This is a genomic window from Acinetobacter sp. YH12039 (assembly GCF_013420015.1).
Classification (GTDB): domain Bacteria; phylum Pseudomonadota; class Gammaproteobacteria; order Pseudomonadales; family Moraxellaceae; genus Acinetobacter; species Acinetobacter amyesii.
Map to the genome: position 1 here is coordinate 1 of NZ_VOZA01000040.1, position 21,188 is coordinate 21,188.

General features: G+C 39.7%; 19 protein-coding genes. 12 read left to right on the forward strand and 7 right to left on the reverse strand.

What is annotated here, in order from left to right:
• Window positions 1–847 precede the first annotated feature (847 nt).
• A complete protein-coding gene (locus tag FTT98_RS13775; RefSeq protein ID WP_373685140.1) occupies window positions 848–1,201 on the forward strand; it encodes a hypothetical protein in 354 nt (117 codons plus the stop codon).
• Window positions 1,202–1,274: 73 nt separating this feature from the next.
• Here the strand turns inward: FTT98_RS13775 and FTT98_RS13780 are convergent, their stop codons facing one another.
• Complete coding sequence (locus FTT98_RS13780; protein WP_078189109.1) at window positions 1,275–2,054, reverse strand: ferredoxin--NADP reductase; 780 nt, start codon at window positions 2,052–2,054, stop codon at window positions 1,275–1,277.
• A 106-nt stretch (window positions 2,055–2,160) separates the two neighbouring features.
• On the opposite strand from FTT98_RS13780, the gene tsaA reads away from it, so the two are divergent.
• Complete coding sequence (gene tsaA / locus FTT98_RS13785) at window positions 2,161–2,871, forward strand: tRNA (N6-threonylcarbamoyladenosine(37)-N6)-methyltransferase TrmO (protein ID WP_180020823.1); 711 nt, start codon at window positions 2,161–2,163, stop codon at window positions 2,869–2,871.
• A 39-nt stretch (window positions 2,872–2,910) separates the two neighbouring features.
• Here the strand turns inward: tsaA and FTT98_RS13790 are convergent, their stop codons facing one another.
• Entirely contained in the window at window positions 2,911–3,882 is a 972-nt protein-coding gene (locus FTT98_RS13790; RefSeq protein ID WP_180020825.1) for a hypothetical protein, read from the reverse strand.
• 187 nt (window positions 3,883–4,069) lie between these two features.
• Here FTT98_RS13790 and FTT98_RS13795 point away from each other — a divergent pair, with 187 nt between their 5' ends.
• The 4 genes from FTT98_RS13795 (at window position 4,070) to FTT98_RS13810 (ending at window position 8,420) form a co-directional block, all read left to right on the forward strand.
• Complete coding sequence (locus FTT98_RS13795; RefSeq protein WP_180041489.1) at window positions 4,070–5,827, forward strand: GspE/PulE family protein; 1,758 nt, start codon at window positions 4,070–4,072, stop codon at window positions 5,825–5,827.
• Between the two features lie 104 nt (window positions 5,828–5,931).
• On the forward strand, window positions 5,932–6,294 hold the full coding sequence (locus tag FTT98_RS13800; RefSeq protein WP_180020829.1) for a NirD/YgiW/YdeI family stress tolerance protein: 363 nt from the start codon (window positions 5,932–5,934) through the stop codon (window positions 6,292–6,294).
• A gap of 133 nt (window positions 6,295–6,427) precedes the next feature.
• Window positions 6,428–7,096, forward strand: a complete 669-nt coding sequence (locus tag FTT98_RS13805; RefSeq protein ID WP_180020831.1) for a response regulator transcription factor — start codon at window positions 6,428–6,430, stop codon at window positions 7,094–7,096.
• 4 nt (window positions 7,097–7,100) lie between these two features.
• Window positions 7,101–8,420, forward strand: a complete 1,320-nt coding sequence (locus tag FTT98_RS13810; protein WP_180020833.1) for a HAMP domain-containing sensor histidine kinase — start codon at window positions 7,101–7,103, stop codon at window positions 8,418–8,420.
• A 198-nt stretch (window positions 8,421–8,618) separates the two neighbouring features.
• Here FTT98_RS13810 and hemP read toward each other — a convergent pair whose 3' ends face one another.
• Window positions 8,619–8,789 (reverse strand): hemin uptake protein HemP, encoded by a 171-nt coding sequence (gene hemP, locus FTT98_RS13815; RefSeq protein ID WP_078189103.1) that lies wholly within the window; start codon window positions 8,787–8,789, stop codon window positions 8,619–8,621.
• Window positions 8,790–8,936: 147 nt separating this feature from the next.
• Here hemP and FTT98_RS13820 point away from each other — a divergent pair, with 147 nt between their 5' ends.
• On the forward strand, window positions 8,937–9,836 hold the full coding sequence (locus FTT98_RS13820) for an NUDIX domain-containing protein (protein WP_180020835.1): 900 nt from the start codon (window positions 8,937–8,939) through the stop codon (window positions 9,834–9,836).
• A 504-nt stretch (window positions 9,837–10,340) separates the two neighbouring features.
• Here the strand turns inward: FTT98_RS13820 and FTT98_RS13825 are convergent.
• Window positions 10,341–10,958 carry a tetratricopeptide repeat protein gene (locus tag FTT98_RS13825; protein ID WP_257220768.1) on the reverse strand — a complete coding sequence of 206 codons (618 nt, stop codon included), beginning with the start codon at window positions 10,956–10,958 and terminating at the stop codon, window positions 10,341–10,343.
• On the reverse strand, window positions 10,900–13,293 hold the full coding sequence (mrcB, locus tag FTT98_RS13830; RefSeq protein ID WP_180041488.1) for a penicillin-binding protein 1B: 2,394 nt from the start codon (window positions 13,291–13,293) through the stop codon (window positions 10,900–10,902). The genes FTT98_RS13825 and mrcB overlap by 59 nt, the downstream gene beginning before the upstream one ends.
• 152 nt (window positions 13,294–13,445) lie before the next feature.
• Between mrcB and FTT98_RS13835 the strand changes: the two genes are divergently transcribed.
• Window positions 13,446–14,384 carry an NAD(+) kinase gene (locus tag FTT98_RS13835; RefSeq protein ID WP_078189100.1) on the forward strand — a complete coding sequence of 313 codons (939 nt, stop codon included), beginning with the start codon at window positions 13,446–13,448 and terminating at the stop codon, window positions 14,382–14,384.
• A 2-nt stretch (window positions 14,385–14,386) separates the two neighbouring features.
• Window positions 14,387–14,653, forward strand: coding sequence for a YeaC family protein (locus tag FTT98_RS13840; RefSeq protein ID WP_078189099.1), 267 nt, complete (start codon window positions 14,387–14,389; stop codon window positions 14,651–14,653).
• A 90-nt stretch (window positions 14,654–14,743) separates the two neighbouring features.
• Here FTT98_RS13840 and FTT98_RS13845 read toward each other — a convergent pair whose 3' ends face one another.
• Window positions 14,744–15,742 carry a glycosyl transferase family protein gene (locus FTT98_RS13845; RefSeq protein ID WP_180041487.1) on the reverse strand — a complete coding sequence of 333 codons (999 nt, stop codon included), beginning with the start codon at window positions 15,740–15,742 and terminating at the stop codon, window positions 14,744–14,746.
• Between the two features lie 408 nt (window positions 15,743–16,150).
• Here FTT98_RS13845 and FTT98_RS13850 point away from each other — a divergent pair, with 408 nt between their 5' ends.
• Entirely contained in the window at window positions 16,151–17,497 is a 1,347-nt protein-coding gene (locus FTT98_RS13850) for a dicarboxylate/amino acid:cation symporter (protein WP_180005246.1), read from the forward strand.
• A 170-nt stretch (window positions 17,498–17,667) separates the two neighbouring features.
• A complete protein-coding gene (locus FTT98_RS13855; protein ID WP_180020843.1) occupies window positions 17,668–18,810 on the forward strand; it encodes an acyl-CoA dehydrogenase family protein in 1,143 nt (380 codons plus the stop codon).
• Window positions 18,811–18,955: 145 nt separating this feature from the next.
• On the opposite strand, the gene FTT98_RS13860 is transcribed toward FTT98_RS13855, so the two are convergent.
• Window positions 18,956–19,486 (reverse strand): DJ-1/PfpI family protein, encoded by a 531-nt coding sequence (locus tag FTT98_RS13860; protein WP_180041486.1) that lies wholly within the window; start codon window positions 19,484–19,486, stop codon window positions 18,956–18,958.
• A 572-nt stretch (window positions 19,487–20,058) separates the two neighbouring features.
• Here FTT98_RS13860 and pheA point away from each other — a divergent pair.
• Entirely contained in the window at window positions 20,059–21,168 is a 1,110-nt protein-coding gene (gene pheA, locus FTT98_RS13865) for a prephenate dehydratase (RefSeq protein ID WP_078194414.1), read from the forward strand.
• The last annotated feature ends 20 nt before the right edge of the window (window positions 21,169–21,188 follow it).

Consider the following 21,188-nt stretch of genomic DNA (forward strand, 5'->3'; position numbering starts at 1 on the left):
AAAATCATTTGAATGATTTCTTCTTGGTCTACGTGCCATAAAATACTCCATATATTGATGTTTATAACATCATTTGAGGAGCAGAATATCACTTATAGGAGTTGTTCAAATTTACGGATCCATCTCTAACCGAATAGAATTTATGGCTCATAGTAATGAAGATGATAGAGGTTTTGGTAGTGTAATTCCCACTACAATAGATCCAGAAACTTATGAAACATATTATGAGAAAACAGATTGGTACTTGATTGAAAGAGTCGCAAATGAAGGGGGCAAGTTTACCGATCGAAGCTGAAATGATTTGTGTTGTCTGATGTGTGTTGATAAATGATAGCGAAATAACACATATGATTTATCCAAAAGATTTGGTTAAATTTTCCCGAGAATTTGTACCTTCCAAAATGATATAAGTAACCCATGTGCAAAAACGCTAAGAAGCGAAGTAGGACAAATTTGCCCTAAAATAGGTGAATGGTATAGTCCTGCGAATAACATGGAAAAACGTTATTTTAAACAGGGTGATGTTATGCCTGAGATTAAAGATAACCCTTGGGGTCTAACGATTTGGTATCTGACTGAATAAGTAGATGCCATTCGAGGTATGTTGGAATGGATGGGTATGTGTACTGGCAGCTTGATGGTGATAAATAGGATAGAGTTTCCTTTTGGTTCTTCGTTTCTAATAGATAATATTTTAAATTTTCTTTGATTATTATTTTTAATTAAATAAATTAAAACCCCATATTTTTTAAAGGATAATAATGAATTTTTAAAAACGAATTTAATACTTATCATACTTTCAGCAATAATTTTAATAGGGTGTAATACTAATTCAACAAAAACTTATGTGTTGACCACAACATCTTATGGTTATGATGCAAGATATATTCCTTATATTGTTGAATTAAATGGAGAAGAGTTAGGTGGAGGGCTAGGTAGTGGAACGAAAAGATCAGCAGTGATAACAGGAACTCAATATATTAAATGGGGAGAAGGTAATAGCTCTAAAAAGCATATTGCAACCAATGTCCCCACATTGACGAATGAAAATTTAAAAGATAAAAAATATTTAGCTGTACATATATATCCAGATGACAGTGTGGAAATTAATTTATCGAATGAATTACCTGATGCTACTGAGAAAGGTTTAGAGTGGAGAGCAAAAATTATTGATGAATTGAAGGTAAAAGAAGAAAAATAGCTGTATCAGTCATTAGTGGCATATAGATAAAAAAAAAGCGCATGATGACATGCGCTTTTTAATTTTCAGCTAATTATTTTTCAACGAATGCACGTTCAATCACGTAGTCGCCTAGAACGCCCATCTTAGGAGATTCTTTCAGACCGTGCTGGTCAAGTAGTGCAGCAACGTCGTCTAGGAATGCAGGTGAACCGCAAAGCATTGCGCGGTCAGTTTCAGGGTTGAAACGTGGAAGCCCAATTTTTTCGAAAAGTTGACCAGATTCAATGGCAGTAGTTACACGGCCTTGAGTATGGAATTCTTCACGAGTTACCGTAGGGTAGTAAACCAATTTTTCTTTCGCGCCTAATTCACCAAAGAATTCGTGGTTAGGAATTTCATCTAAGATTAAATCTTGATAAGCCAATTCCGAAATGAAACGTGTACCATGTACAACGATGATTTTTTCAAAACGTTCGTAAGTTTCAGGGTCACGAATTACAGAAAGGAACGGTGCAAGACCTGTACCTGAAGAAAGTAGGTATAAGTTTTTACCAGGGTTTAAGTCATCTAGAACCAACGTACCTGTAGGTTTTTTAGATACTAAAATTTCATCGCCAACTTTTACTTTTTGTAAAATAGACGTTAAAGGACCATCTGGAACTTTAATAGAGAAAAACTCTAATTCTTCTTCATAGTTTGCGCTTGCAATAGAATAAGCGCGCATTAAAGGCTTACCATTTACTTCAAGGCCGATCATCACAAATTGACCGTTTTTAAAACGTAACGCAGTATCGCGAGTGGTTTTAAAAGAGAATAAAGTGTCATTCCAATGGTGGACGTGAGTAATCTTTTCGACGTTAAAAGCAGCCATTAAAGGTCTCAATAAAATTATCAAATTAGAACAGCTTACTATTCTAATCTAAAATCATTCTCGATAAACTGAATATATTTAATTGAACTTATCAGAAAAAGTGATTATGTCTGAGCTTAAAATGCCAATTATCGGGTATATGAAATCTCCCTACCGAGAAAAATTTGGTATTCCACGTCAGCCGAATTTGGTGCAAGTCGAATCTTATATTGAAATGCTAGAACCTTATAACGATTTATTGGCTTTCGAAGGGATTGATGATTTTAGTCATCTTTGGCTGATTTGGCAGTTTCATGAAAATAAAAATGCAGATTCGACAAAATTTCGTCCGCAAGTTCGTCCTCCGCGTTTAGGTGGTAATCAAAAAATCGGGGTATTTGCGACACGAAGTATGTACCGACCGTCACCTATGGGCTTGTCGGTTGTGCAGCTCAAAGGAGTGAAAAAAGTCGGAAAATCGGTATGTGTCTATGTGGTCGGTAGTGATTTGTTGGATGGAACACCAATTTTAGATATCAAACCCTATATTCAATATTCAGATGCAGTTATGGATGCGCAAAGCGGTTATGCGCAGGATGAGCCAGAAAGAAAATCTGTGATTTGGTCAGAGCACGCTGAGCAACAAAAACAGGTATTTTTGAATAATGGCAATTTAACCGAACAATTAACAGCAGAACTGGAACAAGTATTGAGTTTAGATCCACGTCCTGCTTATCAGCATGATGATGAACGTGTGTATGGCATGTTATTTGGTGGATTGAATGTAAAATTTCAGGTCTGTGATCTACAAATTCTGATTATTGATATATCTCAATAAAAAAGGAGCTTTTAGCTCCTTTTTTATTAAATGTGTAAATTATTTATTTGCTGCAAAACTTTGTTTGATTGCGTTAAGAGCAACATCGTTATACATGCTGCAAGAGTTCTCAGCTAATTGTTTAAACTCTAAAAATTGAGTTTTTTGAGTAGGATTTGTTGAAGTATTTATCCAATTATCAATAATCTTAATTAAATCCTGCATATTGTATTCCACTCCTTTAGGAGATGGGTAAGCGTCATAGAAACGATTTTTATATTGAGCTACGCCATATTCACTCTCATCATCAGCTACGGTATAGGCTACAGTATCTTTCATGATGTATTTTTTCGCAGTAATATCTGTACTAAGATCAGCCCACCAGTCAGCTAAAAAACTTTGACTTTCACTATCTGAGGAATCTGTTAAATCTAAATACTGTTCACTATTTGATACTTTATTTAATTGTAAACAGCGAGAACCAGCGGGAAACTTAATATTTGAAATAGCTGTTAAGTATTTGAGAGCATCGTTAGAAATATAGTTGCTTGAATCAGTAATATTATTTTTTATGATCCAATAATTATAGGCATCAACTTGAGAGGCAATGATTTCACCTTCAAGATTGAAAGATTTCATTGTTGTTGTAATTTTTAGACCTGATGAATTAATAGAGGAATGAGGACTTAGCGTCCACACATTATTTGCAATGGATATATTGCCATTCAGATAGCCATACGAACTGTGTAGAGATCCTTCATCATACAAGCCATTCGTTGTGACCATAAATGAATCGCTACTTTCTGAAGTATATAATTTACCATTATCGATAGTTGCAGTATCACTTTCGTATGACAGCACATCACTTTCACTGTCGAGTTCAAAAGTTGACCACTGTTGGAAAGCAGCATTTGGTACTGGTGGATTTTCACTGGAATTATTATTAGATGTAGAGCTTCCACCGCCACTGCCGCAGGCAGTTATGCTAAGAATAGTCATCGTATAAATTGCTAATATTTTTATTTTCATCATAAATCTTCTTATATCGTTGTTATAAAGCCCTGAGAGGCAAATTTATTATAGCTTAAATTTATGAATGTTTTTATTAATAAAAAAAATAGTATGCTTTCAGAAAACCTATGTGCAAAACACAAATGACACAAGCGTGCCTTTAGAATTTTTTTGCTATAGTAGTTCTATGTTTGGGGAACATAGAACAATGACTTTTAATTTTGAAATTGACACTTCTTGGTGTTTAGACCAATTACAAAAAGATGGACGAATTACTGAACGCGACAAAATGCTGATTCAAACCACGCACCGTCAGCGTGAGCAGTTGAAATGGCATCCTCTACAATGGATTGCCAATTTTAATTTAGTCGATCAGAGTCATTCGCAGTCTACCTTAACACTCAATAGACTCTGTCAATGGTTGGCAGAAAAGTCTGGTGTGCCGTTTTATATTATCGATCCTTTAAAAGCTGATGTGCCTGCTTTGACAGCCATTATGTCGCAGGAATTTGCAGTACGAAATCGCATTTTAGCGGTTGAATTACAAAATGAGCATGTGTTGATTGCAACGGATCAACCTTATAAAAATGAATGGATTGCCAATTTAGAAAGAACAGTTTTACCACGAAAGATTCAACGTGTATTACTCAGTCCAGATCAACTACAGCGCTACTTGGTTGAATATTACCAAGTGAGTCGTGCGGTCAGTAATTCGCAAAAATCATCGAGTTATGACCGTGAAAATAAAGGCGTTGAAGCGCTATTACAATTAGGTGATACACAAAATCCAGATGCCAATGATCAGCATATTGTGAAGCTTGTCGATTGGGTCTTACAGTTTGCCTTCGAACAAGGTGCAAGTGATATTCACCTCGAGCCGCGTAAAGATACAGGAAAGGTGCGTTTTCGTATCGATGGCGTATTGCATACCATCTACAACATGCCCGCAAATACCCTGACAGCCGTGGTCTCGCGAATTAAGATCTTAGGTCGGATGAATGTGGCTGAAAAACGTAAACCGCAAGATGGACGTTTAAAAACCCGTACACCCAAAGGCCAAGAAACAGAGCTGCGTTTATCGACGTTGCCAACGGCCTTTGGTGAAAAGTTGGTTATGCGTATTTTTGACCCTGAAGTCTTGGTACGTAGTTTCCAACAGCTCGGTTTTGAAGGGCGTCTGTTAGATGATTGGAAGGCCTTAACCAGTCATAGTCACGGTATTATTTTAGTGACTGGTCCGACGGGTTCGGGTAAAACCACCACGCTTTATTCATCGCTCAAGCAATTGGCAACTGAAGAAGTGAATGTCTGTACGATTGAAGACCCGATTGAGATGTTAGAGCCGAGCTTTAACCAAATGCAGGTGAATACAGGGATTGATTTAGGCTTTGCTGATGGTGTACGGGCTTTAATGCGTCAAGACCCTGACATTATCATGGTCGGGGAGATCCGAGATCATGATACGGCAAATATGGCAATCCAAGCTGCATTAACAGGTCATTTGGTGCTTTCAACTTTACATACCAATGATGCACCATCGAGTTTGACGCGATTACATGATCTGGGGATTCAGCCTTTTTTAACGGCAGCGACCATTTTAGGGGTTTTGGCACAACGTTTGGTTCGTCAACTCTGTCCACATTGTAAGCGTGAGACTTTTATCAATGAACAAGAGTGGAAACATTTGACCTTTGAATATGCGATACAAATGCCTGATTTTGTCTACGAGGCGGTGGGCTGTGATGAATGTCGTCAAACGGGGTATAAAGGCCGTGTGGGGATTTATGAATTTATGCCGCTCAGTATTGAAACCAAGCAATTGATTGGTGCCAATGCAGATTTAACCCAATTACGTACACAGGCACGTAAAGAGCATGTCGAACCATTACGAATTGCAGGTGCGCGTAAAGTACTTGCAGGTGTGACGACTTTAGAAGAAGTTCTGCGTGTCGTACCGCTCAACTAATGGTTCGATCAAATAAATAAAAACGTCTTTGCAGCTTAAGATTCGACTCATCTTGCTTTGTTTAAATAGCGCTATCGAAATAGACAAAGTAAGAGAGATCGAAGATGAAAACATTCACTCAATTGGTATGTGGTTTAGCATTTGCAGGTGTGGCATCGGTTGCAGTCGCGAATACAGCAGTTAATCAAACAGCTGTTGCACCGATGAAAACCACATCAGTGAAACATGCCTTAGGCTTAAAAGATGACAGTAAGGTTCAATTGAAAGGTTATGTTGTGAAATCGATGGGCGATGAAAAATATCAGTTCCGCGATAGCACAGGCAGCATTACAGTGGATATTGATGATGAACTTTGGCAAGGCAAAGCAATTTCAGCTAAAACACCGGTAACGCTCATTGGTGAAATCGACATTGATTACAAACCAACAAAACGCGTTGAAGTGGATGTCGATCAAGTAAGATTTTAATTTAGCCTGTCATTCAATACAGTGCTGCTCCATGAAAAAAACCACGGCTTGCTGTGGTTTTTTTATGTTATGAGCAGATATGAGCAAAAGTTCGATACACTGAAGTCGTGACCATAGAAATAGGGTAGGTAAGATGCGAATTTTATTGGCAGAAGATGATGCATCCCAAGCAGACAGTATAAAAACATGGCTTGAAATGGATGGCTATAGTGTCGATTGGGTTGATCGCGGCGATCACGCTATTTTGGCTTTAGAACAACATCAATATGATTGCATACTTTTAGATCGTGGCTTACCAAAAGTAACTGGTGATGAAATTTTAAAACGTATCGTACAGTTGCATCCGTTTACACCAGTTTTATTCATTACTGCTCGGGACAGTATTGCAGATCGTGTTGAAGGTTTAGATCTGGGAGCCCATGATTATTTGGTGAAACCGTTTAGCTTAGAAGAGTTGTCAGCAAGGGTACGTGCCCAATTACGCTTGCATCATCAGCAGCGTGATAATTGTCTGACTTTTGGTGATTTAAGTTTAGATGTACATGCCAAAACGCTGCGTAAAAATGCGGAATTGATTACGTTGACTTCGCGTGAATATCAAATTTTGCATAAGATGATGTTGAATCCAGAGCATATTATGACGCGTAGCCAACTCGAAGAATCACTCTATGCTTGGGGCGATGAAGTTGAAAGTAATGCGATCGAAGTTTTTATTTACCAATTGCGTAAGAAGATTGGCAGTGATTACATTAAAACCTTAAGGGGTTTGGGTTATCGCATGAATCTTCCGCAACAAAGTTAAGTCTATGAGTGATAAAAAAAGCATTTCCTTACAGTCGCAACTGATTAAAACCTCACTGCTCAGTGCAATTTGGGCGGGAGCAATCTCTCTGTGTCTGATGTTGGGATTTGGTTTGTATCACATCATGAATGTACACGATGCCCTGATGGACGAAGTGGCAGATATGCTTACTGCTACTGATCTAACGCTGAAGCAAGACGAACAAATAGATGAACTGAGTGAAGAGTTTGATATGCAATATCAACTCATGCAAGGGTCGCAAGTCTTAACCACATCGGAACAACACACAGCATTTGAACATCAGCCCAATTTAAAACAAGGGTTGCATTATCAATGGAGAGAAGGCGCGCTTTGGCGTAGCTATGCACTTCAGGACGATGGATTAACCGTACAAATCGTTCAACCGATGAAAACACGGCTGAGGGAAACGCTGCAAAGCGTACTAGGCTATGCAGGGATTCTGTTGATTGTCTGGTTAATCCAATGGCTATTACTGCATATTTTGATTAAACGTCAATTGAAAGTTTTACAGCTATTTTCAAAACAAATCGCTGAAAAAAATGTAGATGACCTACAAGCCATCGTCTTACCTGAACCTGTATTACAGGAACTAGAGCCGATCCAAATACAGCTGAATTTTTTATTAAGCCGATTAGATCAAGCCTTAGAGGCGGAACAGCGTTTTACCTCAGATGCCTCACATGAATTACGCTCACCATTGTCTGCGATTCAAATGCGACTTCAGGTATTAAAACGGAAATATCCTGACATTCAGCACGATTTATTGAGCATACAGCACGATGTTAATCGAGGGACAAGGGTTTTAGAAAATCTACTGATTTTGGCGCGGCTCGACCCGACGCAATCGGAGCAATTAGATAAAAAACAGGACGACTTAGAACAGCTGAGTTTACAAGTCATTGATGCTTTACAGCCGTTTATTGAAGAAAAGCAGATCGAATTGAAGCTACAGAGTCACACTGTACGGTTTGCTATGAATGCCGAATTGATGTTTAGCTGTCTGCGAAACTTAGTCGATAACGCCATCCGCTATAGTCCTGAGCAAGGACAGGTCAAGATTGATTTAACGGTAACAGCACAGCAGGCGGCTTGGACGATTGAAAATCAAGGTGCAGGACTGACAGCCGCAGAATTGCAACGCATTGGCGAACGGTTTTACCGCGTATTAGGAACAAAGACACAAGGTTCAGGTTTAGGCATTTCAATTGCACAAAAAATTGTACAGTTACATCAAGGTCAATTCAGTGTGGATGCCTCTGAACTGGGCGGCTTAAAGGTACAACTCACTTTTCCAATCCGCTAAAAACACGATTTGCTCTATTGAATTTGAACGAAAGAGTGTTGTGAGAGGAAGATGAGTGTTGCGATTTAAATTAAGTTTGAGTAGCTATAAAACTTAATTTAACTAAGTACAAAACTTAAAAAAGCAGTAAGCGAATGGCTTACTGCTTGTGTCCACGATTATTTTTATTGCGCTGATAATTATTATTTTTATCAGAAATTATTTGGTCAAAATAAGGCGATTATTTCGTGTTAAACGTAGTCGATATTCTTCACCTGCATGCATAATTCGAATTTCACGTCCTAAGGCAAAAAGGTTGTTTGAATGTAGCATAGGCAGTGAGTGGTGTGCTTCATTGCTACGAGTAAAAAGGCTAAATGGTGCGTTCATTCCGTCGACTCCGTGGTGTATTTCTGAATGGTTTAAATGATAATCATTATCGAATAGGCCTGTCAACGGTAATTTTAGGATTTTATAAAAAAGATAAATTTGCTTACACTTGGTTATCAATTGGAACAGAGCAGAGAGCAAGGAACTATGTCGAAACCGCAAATTGATGTCGCCATTGCGATTTTATTGCATCAAGACAAAGTACTGGTGGGTTGGCGTGAAGCAAAACAACATCAGGGCAATAAACATGAGTTTCCGGGTGGTAAAGTCGAGCAGGGTGAAAGTCCTGAACAAGCGTGTCGTCGTGAAATTTTTGAAGAAGTTGGCATCGGTTTACACGACTGGCATGCTTTTGATTTTATTCAACATGAATATGATGATGTTATTGTGAAATTACATTTATTTCATGCCACCGTCCCGCATGCGTTGCTGAATGAAATCCAAAAGCCATGGGCCTGGTATTCGCGTCAACAACTGATGAGCTTGAATTTTCCAAAGGCCAATCAAGCTATTTTGCAGCGTTTATATTGGCAGCAACAGATCAAAATCACTGCTGATCTACCAACATTTGAAACGCTTCAAGAGACGCTTTTGTATTATTGGCGAGTCGATGCCAGCGCAGAAAATGCAGAGGCATTAAATCAATTACCAACAGTGATTTTAAAACAACTGATGATTAATGAAGATCTATGGTCATTGCTCTCTACAGAGGTGCAAGCACATATTTCGGCTTTACATCTTAAGCAGTACCAATTGCTGAAAAAAAATAAAGGTGATTTACAGCTTGGGAAGCGCTATATCGCAGCTTGTCATGATCAAGTTTCTGTGCTGCATGCGCAAAAAATTGGCTGTGATGCTATTTTTATGAGCCCAGTTCTGGCGACACAAAGTCATCCTGAGGCGCAAGGAATGGGATGGGCGCATTTTTCTGAGATTGCACGAAGCATAGAAATCCCTGTTTTTGCTTTAGGTGGAATGCGTCCTGAATTGCTACCTATTGCACAGCAACACCATGCTTATGGGGTGGCCGGTATTCGCAGTTTTTAAATTAAAAACTGATGTTACGCAGTAACATCAGACGCACAGTTTGCTTCAGATAAAAGAATGATACACGGTAAGGTCATCCGCAAGTGTTTGAGATAGGACTCCTTCTAATCAAAAATGGTTTTGCGATACTTTGAATAATTTGACGCTAGTGAACGAGTTTTGTCGGTGAGGTGCATTGCACCGCAAGATGGTTTCCTTGCGAAGCACGCTTCTCATTTTGCCTAATGAGAACCATTGTTTTGTAAGAGTACCTCCAGCCGAAGGCTAATCCCTTTATTCAAACCCTAGATGTAAGACACCGTTGAATAGACTTAAAATTCATTTTTAATATGCGAAATTACTTTTAGGTGCGTAACATCAGTTAAAAATACGTGCATTGAATTAAATTTGTATTTGAAAGTCGATATTCAGATTTAAAATAACTTTTAGAAATAAACTTACTTTTAGTATGTAATGAATAAAAAAGCCTGATCTCAATTAAGATCAAGCTTTTTTACGGGGTGCTTAAAGAGCTTTAATTGCTTGTTGTGCTTTTTGAATGGTGCTGCTTTTCTTTTGCATTTGACCGGCTTTTAAAACAACATTCCAAAGCTGTTGTTTCATCGGCTTGGTTTGAGCATAGCTTAATCCACGCAGTGCCAACGATTCTGCATTCGCAGGCTGATTTTTTCGATTGGCGATCATTGCCAAATATAAAAAAGTTTCCGCAGATTGTGGTGCCAAACGCTGTGCTTGAGTTGCCGCACTTTCAGCTTCATTCCATTTTCCATTGGCATAAGCGGTTTGCGTAGTTTGCATCAATTTTTTGAATGCAGGCAAGTCACGACCATCATCAAATTTTTGAATTTGGGTTTTCTGCTCAGGAATAACGATGCGTTGACGTTTAATTTCTGGATGGTCATATGGCGTAATAATGACCCCAGAAGAGTCATGGATATCTGCCTTTTTTTCAGGTGGAGCAGGCGGCTTTTGCTCAGGTTCGACTATGGTTTGGCAACCAGCCAAAATGATCGTCAAAACGCTCAGAATACTGAACGTTTTTAAAACTTTAATGTTTTGCAATTTAATTTGTATACTCTCCACTTGAGATGATGCGAGGTTGATCAGATGAACCCTGGTCATTATCGACATCACTTTCACGAATGTAGTCACCTAAACTATCATTTTGTTCCTGAGTTGGCTGCGTCTCTTCAGTATCAACTGTGTAAGGTTCTACTTCATATTGTGTCGAACCACATGCCGTCGCTTGATTTGGAATAGAGTTGCGCGACAGAGGAATATACATCGCACCTGTACAATGCTGTGCAGATAAATTACCTGAATAACGGTCTAACCAATGCCACTGTACGCTGTCTGGTTGACGTAAATTAACTGGCTTTTGACGTAACTGCTTCATGACATTGGTCCAAACCGGAAGTGCTCCTGACGAACCAGTTAAGCCTGTAACTTTGTTGTTGTCTAAACCTAACCAAACCACACTTAAATAATTACCTGAATAACCTGCAAACCATGAGTCACGCGTATCATTGGTTGTCCCTGATTTACCTGCAAGTTTGAGTGAAGCTGGTAATGATGCATAAGCAGAACGGCCTGTCCCTGAACTCATGACTTGTTGTAAACCATAGTTCAAGATAAAGGCTGCATCAGGTGCAATAGTCGGTTGTACCGTTAAGCTATAACGATCTAATAAACGACCATTGGCATCGACCACTGAACGAATAGCTTTCACTGGATATTTGAAGCCACCGGTTGCAAAGTTGCCATACACACTCATCACTTCCATCGGTGACATATCGATAGCACCAAGGTAAATCGAAGGGTAGTTTGGAATATTAGACGTCACACCAAACTTTTTCAGATGGTTAATAAAAGTCGACATACCGAACTCTTGACCTAAGCGTACCGCAGAGAGGTTATAAGAGTTTGATAGGGCATCGACCATTGGTACAACACCATGTGCACCACCACTATAGTTTTTCGGTGTCCAAGCTTTGCCATCACTTTGAATGCTGATCGGACTGTCTTCGATTTGACTCGCCCAGTTATAGCGGTTGGATTCTATCGCACTGAGGTAAATCACAGGTTTTAGCAATGAACCAACTTGACGTTTAGCATCCATTGTACGGTTAAAGCCAGTAAAGTCCTGCGTTGAACCCACTGCTGAAACCAATTCACCATTTTCAGGATGAGACACCAGTACAGCGCCTTGTAATTCTTTCAAACGTGCTGGATTAGCATTGCTTAAACGTGCCACAGATTCTTTAAATGCAGTTTGTACACGAGTTTGAGCAATCGGGTCCATCGCGGTGAAAATACGAAGACCTTGATTGGTCAAATCGCTTTCTTGGTATTCGGTACGCAGTTGACGACGCACGATATCCATATAGTCTGGGAAGCGAGAAGGGCCCAATGTTGGTTTTGTAATGACATTTAATGGACGTGCTGACTCAGTTTCATATTGTTCTTGAGTTAAATAGCCCATCACCACCATATTGTTTAACACAATATTACGGCGTTTAATCGCACCTTCAGGGTTTTTCCACGGATTATATAGGGTCGGACCTTGAACCAAACCGACTAAATACGCCTGCTGAGCAATATTTAGTTCACGCAGCGGTAAACCAAAATAGAATTGTGAAGCTAAACCATAACCATTGATGGAATAGTTACCGTTTTGCCCTAAGTTCACTTCGTTTAAATAAGCTTCAAGAATTTCATCTTTGTCATAGTGAAGTTCAATCAGCATCGCCATTAAGGCTTCATTGGCCTTACGCTTAATGGTTCTCTCAGGCGATAAATAGAAATTTTTCACCAATTGCTGAGTGAGGGTTGAACCACCTTGACGTTTACCACCTGTGACATTACTCACGATGGCACGTGCTGTACCACGAATGGAAATACCATGATGCTGATAGAAATTACGGTCTTCTGTAGCAATTAAAGCTTGGATTAAAGGCTTAGGTACTTTATCAAGTTTAATCAGCACACGGTCTTCATTGTGCTGAGGATAAATACCACCAATTAACATCGGCTCTAAACGGGCAATACCACTACTTGAAGGTTTAGTCGCACTTACTTCAGTGATTTGATCTTCACCAAAGGTCACTTTAAGGACTTGTTCCGGGTCGACACTATCACCAAAGTCAAAACCACGCGTATGGATATAGGTCACATTGCCAGAAGTAACGTAACTCCCTGTTTTCGCATAGCTATCTTGAGCGTTATAGCCCAAAAGTTTCAGTTCTTGGTTGAGGTCTGCTTGGCTTACAGGCGCATTGGTATAAATTTCTAAAGGACGTGCAAATACCTTGGCTGGAATATCCCAACGTTGACCTTCGAATTTGTCCCGTACAATATTATCTAGACGAATAAGATAAATGCTGAACACGAGAAATCCGCCGATAATCAACAGCGAAAAAATCAGTGCAATTATGCCTATGCCACGTTCAGACTTCATAAATAGTGATAAGACCCTGAGAAATTTTGCTAATCATGCGAAGCTTTTCAGTATTTTGCAATATTTAAACTGTTATATGTATGCAAAATATTGGAAGCTACTTCACTAAAGTCGAAACTTTAAAGTTTTTTTAAATCATTTCTGTTAGTGATATGATACCAATGAGGCGAAGCGGAGCAAAAGCGCAGGTGCAAATTTCACATAAATCATTTCGAAACATTGGTTTGATTGGTCGTCCAGACAAATCATCAGTGATCGAAACCCTATGTTTGATCCACGATCATATTTTGAGTTTGGGATTACATCCTGTATTTGATACGCAAACAGCGCAGCTGGTTCCCTACAATAATACTCAGACGGTCAGCCGTAATTTATTGGGTGAAGTCGTCGATTTGGTGATCGTAGTCGGCGGTGATGGTTCATTGCTTCATGCTGCACGTGCCTTGGTGAAATATAATACCCCTGTGATTGGGGTGAACCGTGGTCGTTTGGGCTTCCTGACCGATATCAAACCCACAGAAGTGATTTTCAAGTTAGATCAAGTGCTCAAAGGTGAGTTTCAGCTAGACCGACGTTTCTTGTTGGAAATGGAAATTCGCTCGAAAGGCGAGTCGATTTATGATGCTGTGGCTTTAAATGATATTGTGCTGCACTCGGGTAAATCGGTACACATGATCGACTTTGAACTGAATATTGATGGGCAATATGTATACCGCCAACACAGTGACGGTTTAATTGTTTCGACACCAACCGGCTCTACAGCTTATGCATTATCTGGTGGTGGTCCGATTGTCCACCCAAGTATGGATGCGATTGCCTTAGTGCCAATGCATCCACATACTTTGTCGTCACGGCCGATTGTCGTCGGCGGACAAAGCGAAATTAAAATTTTGATTCGTGAAAATCGTGTTCTACCAATGGTCAGTGCCGATGGTCAACACAGTGTATCATTGGGTGTAGGCGATAGTTTACATATCCGCAAACATCCATTTAAGCTCAACTTATTACATCCACCTGGTTATGACTTCTATATGGCATGTCGTACCAAGCTAGGCTGGAACCAAGATTTTGACTCATTAAAGCAGGATTAATTATGAATATTGAACAGATGCTTGCCGTACTCGATCCTGAAATTGTTGGTCGATTAAAAACGGCAATTGAAATTGGTAAATGGCCAAATGGCGTAGCGCTGACTCAAGAACAACGTCAAATTTGTATGCAAGCGGTGTATGCATGGGAAATTAAACATTTGCCAGAAGATGAGCGTAGTGGTTATATCGACCGCGGGACCAAAGAAGAAGATGAGCATTGCGACTCGCATGTGGAAGAACCTGAGTTCAAGCCCATTCGTTTCGTTTAATCCGTTTTCTGTCTGATTGAAAAAGCCAGCTTAATGCTGGCTTTTTATTGGCTTGATGCATGCCTAAATTTTTTGCTTCATACTGCTTATTTAAGCGTGACGATTTGCCCACATGGTTTTGGCAGTTTGCATTGCATCATCAAAACTTGCGACGGCGCCCATGGAATACAGTGCAATTCCCATGGTTTCGATGACTGCGATTTCACCATATTCATGTACCTGTTGACCGTCCCAAACGGCTTTAAAGACGGCCAAATCGAGTTCTTCTTCGACGGGACTGCGGTTGTCCGTCAGTTTAGGCAATTCATGTTCATACATTTCACCATCCTTGATGCCACAAATTAAGGTTTTTGCATCGGGGTTACGTTCGAATTCACCACCTTCACCCTTAATGACAGCACTATTTTGATAACCCAATTGGAATGCCGCACGTTGATGTGATCCACGATAGGCTGGGTGGAAAATCGCTTGCATGGTGGCTTTGGCATTAAACGGATTTATTAGGCGGGCAAGGGTGTGAATTGGGGAACGCAAACCCATCACATTGCGCAGTGAAATTAGATCACTGAGTATTGGCGAAATGACGTCGAGCGGAATATAAGCAAAATGACGCTGATTGAGCTGCTGTTCCACATCTGTATCATTTTGGCAAATAGGAAAACCCAAATACTCTAATACTTGTTCTGTATAAAGGCGGTTAATGGTATGACCTGAAGCACCATGCATCACGACATTGTAGCCGTGTTTTGCCAGCGTTAATGCGGCCAATAAAAACCAAGGATAATGTTTACGTTTACCTGCATAAGATGACCAATCTAAATCGACATCAAGCTTTTTAAACTTGAGTTGATCACGGGAGGCTTGGACAAAGCCAGTGAGTTCATCGACAGATTCTTCTTTTACACGCAATAACATCAAGAAAGCGCCCAATTGAACGTCTAAAACCTCATCTTTTAAGATCATGCTGAACGCTTGGTAGGCTTCATTATAAGTGAGAGAACGTGCGCCATTTTTACCTTTACCCACGATACGGACAAATTGCGCAAAAGGATGTTCAAAATCTTTGTAAATATTTCGTTTATTGTTCATGCAAATACTGGGCTTAAAATTAGGACTTAAGGATAGTTTACTTCTATAGTTGGTATTTTTCAGCCTGATAACAGGTTTAAAAAAGGATGTCTTTAGACTATCGTCTAATGATCTCGGTCTATTATTTAACCGAAATTAACATTTGTGGCAGAACAAGCCATTAAAAAACAGGTAAAATTTAACCTACTTTAGTATGTGTTTCATCTCCTGATCAATGCGCTGATTTTATATCAGGTCCTGATGTGATTATTTAATCACCATACATATTTCGTTTTTCTGTATTTGGCTAAGTCAAATACCTTTGGTGCTCTTTTGTCGAAGACAAAGGGGTTTTGGGCTGTTTATTTTTTGAAAATAGACAAAAACTGAATATTTCTTTGAAGCAGAAATATATCGTGAAGTAATGTCATGGCTAAAAAACCAATTTATAAGTCACTATATTTTCAAGTGATCGTTGCCATTATTGCGGGTGTATTGGTGGGGCATTTCTCACCAAGTGGCACACAAATTATCAATGGTACCGAGCAATACGTAAAAGGCTGGGGTGAATTGTTCTATCCACTAGGACAAGGTTTCATCAAGCTGATTAAAATGATTATTGCACCTGTGATCTTCTGTACCGTGGTAAGTGGTATTGCAGGTATGGAAAGCATGAAATCTGTGGGTAAGACAGGTGGGGTCGCTTTACTATACTTCGAAATCGTTTCGACCATCGCACTCATTATCGGTCTTGCAGTGATTAATATTGCAAAACCTGGTGTAGGCATGAACGTAGATCCAGCATCTTTAGATACTGCAGGTATTTCTAAATATGTTGAATCTGGTGCAGCACAATCTACCCAAGAATTTTTTATGAATATCATCCCAAACACCGTTGTTGGTGCGTTTGCTGAGGGTGAGATTCTTCAAGTTCTATTATTTGCCTTATTATTTGGTTTTGCATTGCATAAACTTGGTGATGCAGGTAAGCCTGTATTGAAGTTTATTGATCAAATTGCACATGTATTCTTTAACATTGTAAACATGATCATGAAGCTTGCGCCAATTGGTGCCTTCGGTGCGATGGCTTATACCATTGGTAAATATGGTATTGGTAGTTTGGCGCAATTGGGTCAATTGATCATCTGCTTCTATATTACCTGTTTGCTGTTTATTTTCCTTGTACTTGGCTCAATTGCACGTATTTGCGGTTTCAGTATCCTCAAAATGATTCGTATGATTCGCGAAGAGTTACTGATCGTACTGGGTACGTCTTCTTCTGAATCTGTACTGCCACGTATGTTGAAAAAACTCGAACTTGCTGGTGCAGAAAAATCTGTAGTGGGCCTTGTTATTCCAACAGGTTATTCATTTAACCTAGATGGTACGTCTATTTACCTGACCATGGCAGCAATCTTTATTGCACAAGCGACCAATACACCGCTTGATATTTCGCATCAGATCACGTTGTTGTTGGTTCTACTCATTTCATCTAAGGGTGCTGCGGGTGTGACGGGTTCAGGCTTTATTGTGATGGCTGCAACATTGTCTGCTGTGGGTCATATTCCTGTTGCAGGTTTGGCATTGATTCTTGGTATTGACCGTTTCATGTCAGAAGCACGTGCATTAACGAACCTTGTCGGTAACTCTTTGGCAACGATTGTGGTTGCGAAATGGGTGGGTCAATTAGACAAAGAAAAACTGGATTTTGCTTTGGCAAACCCTGAAGAAATTGACCGTCAGATGCAAGAAGAAGGCAACGCACATCATGCCTAAGGCAGATGCTGTGATGTAAAAGATGTGTTTAAAAAGGAAGCTTCGGCTTCCTTTTTTAATGCAGGACTAAAGCCAAATTTGAACGCTTTAGTTTTTGGGCATGACGGCCGTTCTAAACTGCAATAGGATGGAGTTCAACAAAACAACAAACTTAACCAAGGAAGAAACACATGCTGGCTTATGATGCAGACTTAGAATTATTTCGAGATAACTTTCGCCGTTTTATGGCAGAGCATGTCGCACCACATTATGAGCAATGGGAACGTGAAGGCATTATGCCGCGATCAGTATGGAATGCCTTGGGTGAAAATGGCTTTTTATGTGTCGATGTGCCTGAAGAATATGGCGGCTATGGCGTCCCAACGCATTATTCACTGATGTTAGTTGAAGAATCTGCTCGCGCAGGTTTTAGTGCATTATCGACAGGTATTTCATGCCATTCTGAAATTGCAGCGCCTTATATTTTGCACATTGGTTCAGAAGAACAAAAACAATATTGGTTACCGAAAATGGTCACAGGTGAGGTGGTCGGTGCTATTGGTATGACAGAGCCGGGAGCAGGTTCGGACTTGCAGTCTATGCGCAGTAGTGCAATTTTGCAGGGTGATCATTATCTGCTCAATGGCTCGAAAACTTTTATTTCAAATGGTCAACATGCAGACCTTGTGGTATTGGCTGCGAAAACTGATCCACAAGCACGTGCCAAAGGTGTGTCATTACTTTTAGTCGATACACATTTGGATGGATTTAAGAAAGGTACCAACCTCGACAAAATTGGTCTGCATGCGCAAGACACTTCAGAGTTGTTTTATGACAACGTCAAAGTGCCAAAAGAGCAACTTTTGGGTCAAGCTGGACAAGGCTTTGCTTACTTGATGCAAGAGTTACCGCGTGAACGTACCGCAATTGCCTCGACTGCAATTGGTGCGATTCGCGGTTCCATTGATGTGGCAACGCAGTATGTTAAAGAGCGACAAGCGTTCGGACAGGCGATCGGACAGTTCCAAAATACTCGTTTTGTCTTGGCACAGGCTAAGATTGACGAATTGGCTACAGCGGCATTTTATAATCAAAATGTTGAACTTTATATGCAAGGCAAACTTGATGTTGAAACTGCAGCAGCACTCAAGAGCTTTTCTACCGATATGCAAATGAAAGTGGCCCATAATCTACTTCAATTATTTGGTGGCTATGGTTATATGACCGAATATCCAATTTCACGTTTCTTTGTCGATGCACGTATTCAGCAAATCTACGGTGGCACCAATGAAATTATGAAAGAAATCGTGGCACGAAGTATTTTAGGTCGATAAACAATTTATCAGGCTGAAATTAAAATAGCGAAGTGAAGACTTCGCTATTTTTTTTAGGATGTATTTCTATAGAGACGATGTATTTCTATAGATTTGCTTATTTGAATTAGATTGTGTGTTTAATTTTGCGTGAATATTTTGAAACCTATGATAATGACGGTTGCCCCAAAACTTGCAAACAGACTTCAATAAATTCAGGTGTATCTAAAGTACTGCGAGACGATATATATAGGTTATTATCATTCACAACCGATTGATCCGACACCACCACACCTGCGTTTAACAAAGCGGATTTAAGTGTTTCAGATTGGGCGAAATGGCGACCTTGTATGACACCAGCTTCTAGTAACAACTGTGGACCATGGCAACTGCTCAAGATCGGCTTTTGGCTATCTGCAAAATTACGTACAAAATAGATAAAACGGTCATCTAAAGCGAGTTTCTCTGGGGAATAACCGCCGGGAATAAATAAGGCATCAAAATCATGCACAGAGGCATCGTCGATACTTTGGTCAATGGTGATCTGGGAACGGCGTTTCATGCCGTAAACGATTTTTCCAACCTGATCTTCGATATTGATAATGCTGTGCCGAGCGGCTCGAAAGGCCTCCACAGGCTCAAGATACTCAATATCTTCAAAATCGTAGGTCACTAACACTGCAATTTTCTTGTGCATACTTGTACCTATGGGGCTGTTATTTTTTTTCTGATATTTAGACTACAAAGCAATGATAAGAATTACCTGTGTCTTTTGTAATAAATGCGTCAATGACTGTAAACACTAGATGAAAGTGCCTATTAAGTCACTGAAAAAACGATCAATGACCAAGTGTTTATATAGATCATCTTTAAGTTTCAAATTATTTCTATGCCATGAAAACCAAGTTTTGAAATTTTTATTTTGCTTCAAGTATTGAGAGCAAAATTTAAAACTGAAATGACCAATGAAACAAATTGATTGATGGGCTTATACAAGGAGATGGATCTGAGGCAAATTTGGAGGAAAAGAGAAGGTCTATTTATTGTGCTGCTCAAGATGAATGATCAATAAAGCCGTCAAAAGGTAAGATTTGCCTTAATTATGGCTTTACCTATCAGTTTGGCTGTTTTGGCTCTTAAGTTAAGCTGATGAAGCTTTAATCAACTGTATGTTTTTAAGGCTGAAACCATCAAAGTCGTATTGCGCAACATTTGAAAGCTAACTATTGTTATACTGTTTGCAAAATTTTTTTGAAGGGCGACATAACAATGATCAACGATGATCAAAACACTCCGACTTCTCTGGACTTAGCTCAAATTCGTGAAGATATCGACTCTGTTGATATGCAGATTCAACAACTTATCAACCGTCGTGCGAAACTAGCTGAAGCTGTGGCAAAAGCAAAATTTGCTGCAGAAGAGAATCCATTGTTTTATCGTCCTGAACGTGAGGCGCAAGTTTTACGCAAAGTTATGGATCGTAACGAAGGCCCATTGTCTGATGTGACAATGGCACGTTTATTCCGTGAGATCATGTCGGCTTGTTTAGCCCTTGAAGCACCGCAAAGTATTGCGTTCTTAGGTCCAGTTGGGACTTATACACATTCGGCAGTGTTGAAACACTTTGGTCAAGACGCTGTGGTGCGCCCATTACCAACAATTGATGAAGTATTCCGCGAAGTAGAAGCAGGCAGTGCGCACTATGGTTTAGTGCCTGTTGAAAACTCATCTGAAGGGGTAGTGAACCATACTTTAGATTGCTTTAAATCTTCACATCTGAATGTTATTGGTGAAGTGGAACTGCGTATTCATCACCAATTCTTAGTGTCTGAAAACACACGTAAAGACAGCATTAAACAAATTTATGCTCATCAACAAACTTTGGCGCAATGCCGTGGTTGGTTAGATGCTCATTATCCAGGTGTAGAACGTGTTGCACTCAGTTCAAATGCAGAAGCTGCACGCCGTATTCGCAATGAATGGCACTCAGCAGCAATTGCTTCTGAAGTCGCTGCGAACATTTACAACCTTGAAATTTTGCATAGCAATATTGAAGACAATCCTGAAAATACTACTCGTTTCTTGGTGATTGGTCGTGAGAAAGTACCGCAATCGGGCAATGATAAAACTTCATTGTTGATTTCTGCGCATGACCGTGCAGGGGCATTACTTGAAATTCTTGCACCGTTTGCCAAGCATAATATTAGCTTAACAAGTATCGAAACACGTCCTGCATTACCAGAAAAATGGGCTTATGTATTCTTTGTGGACTTGGAAGGTCATGTTGAGCAAGAAAACGTGAAAGCGGCGATTGAAGAAATTCGTCCATTGGTTAAAGAAATTCGTGTATTGGGTTCATATCCGATTGCTGTTCTTTAAGATCACAACTGTGATCAATT

Excerpts from the sequence above, each read along its gene's own strand:
- FTT98_RS13780 (WP_078189109.1), bottom strand. The coding sequence starts at position 2,054 with ATGGCTGCTTTTAACGTCGAAAAGATTACTCACGTCCACCATTGGAAT.
- tsaA (WP_180020823.1), top strand. The coding sequence starts at position 2,161 with ATGTCTGAGCTTAAAATGCCAATTATCGGGTATATGAAATCTCCCTAC.
- FTT98_RS13790 (WP_180020825.1), bottom strand. The coding sequence starts at position 3,882 with ATGATGAAAATAAAAATATTAGCAATTTATACGATGACTATTCTTAGC.
- FTT98_RS13795 (WP_180041489.1), top strand. The coding sequence starts at position 4,070 with ATGACTTTTAATTTTGAAATTGACACTTCTTGGTGTTTAGACCAATTA.
- FTT98_RS13800 (WP_180020829.1), top strand. The coding sequence starts at position 5,932 with ATGAAAACATTCACTCAATTGGTATGTGGTTTAGCATTTGCAGGTGTG.
- FTT98_RS13805 (WP_180020831.1), top strand. The coding sequence starts at position 6,428 with ATGCGAATTTTATTGGCAGAAGATGATGCATCCCAAGCAGACAGTATA.
- FTT98_RS13810 (WP_180020833.1), top strand. The coding sequence starts at position 7,101 with ATGAGTGATAAAAAAAGCATTTCCTTACAGTCGCAACTGATTAAAACC.
- hemP (WP_078189103.1), bottom strand. The coding sequence starts at position 8,789 with ATGAACGCACCATTTAGCCTTTTTACTCGTAGCAATGAAGCACACCAC.
- FTT98_RS13820 (WP_180020835.1), top strand. The coding sequence starts at position 8,937 with ATGTCGAAACCGCAAATTGATGTCGCCATTGCGATTTTATTGCATCAA.
- FTT98_RS13825 (WP_257220768.1), bottom strand. The coding sequence starts at position 10,958 with ATGACCAGGGTTCATCTGATCAACCTCGCATCATCTCAAGTGGAGAGT.
- mrcB (WP_180041488.1), bottom strand. The coding sequence starts at position 13,293 with ATGAAGTCTGAACGTGGCATAGGCATAATTGCACTGATTTTTTCGCTG.
- FTT98_RS13835 (WP_078189100.1), top strand. The coding sequence starts at position 13,446 with ATGATACCAATGAGGCGAAGCGGAGCAAAAGCGCAGGTGCAAATTTCA.
- FTT98_RS13840 (WP_078189099.1), top strand. The coding sequence starts at position 14,387 with ATGAATATTGAACAGATGCTTGCCGTACTCGATCCTGAAATTGTTGGT.
- FTT98_RS13845 (WP_180041487.1), bottom strand. The coding sequence starts at position 15,742 with ATGAACAATAAACGAAATATTTACAAAGATTTTGAACATCCTTTTGCG.
- FTT98_RS13850 (WP_180005246.1), top strand. The coding sequence starts at position 16,151 with ATGGCTAAAAAACCAATTTATAAGTCACTATATTTTCAAGTGATCGTT.
- FTT98_RS13855 (WP_180020843.1), top strand. The coding sequence starts at position 17,668 with ATGCTGGCTTATGATGCAGACTTAGAATTATTTCGAGATAACTTTCGC.
- FTT98_RS13860 (WP_180041486.1), bottom strand. The coding sequence starts at position 19,486 with ATGCACAAGAAAATTGCAGTGTTAGTGACCTACGATTTTGAAGATATT.
- pheA (WP_078194414.1), top strand. The coding sequence starts at position 20,059 with ATGATCAACGATGATCAAAACACTCCGACTTCTCTGGACTTAGCTCAA.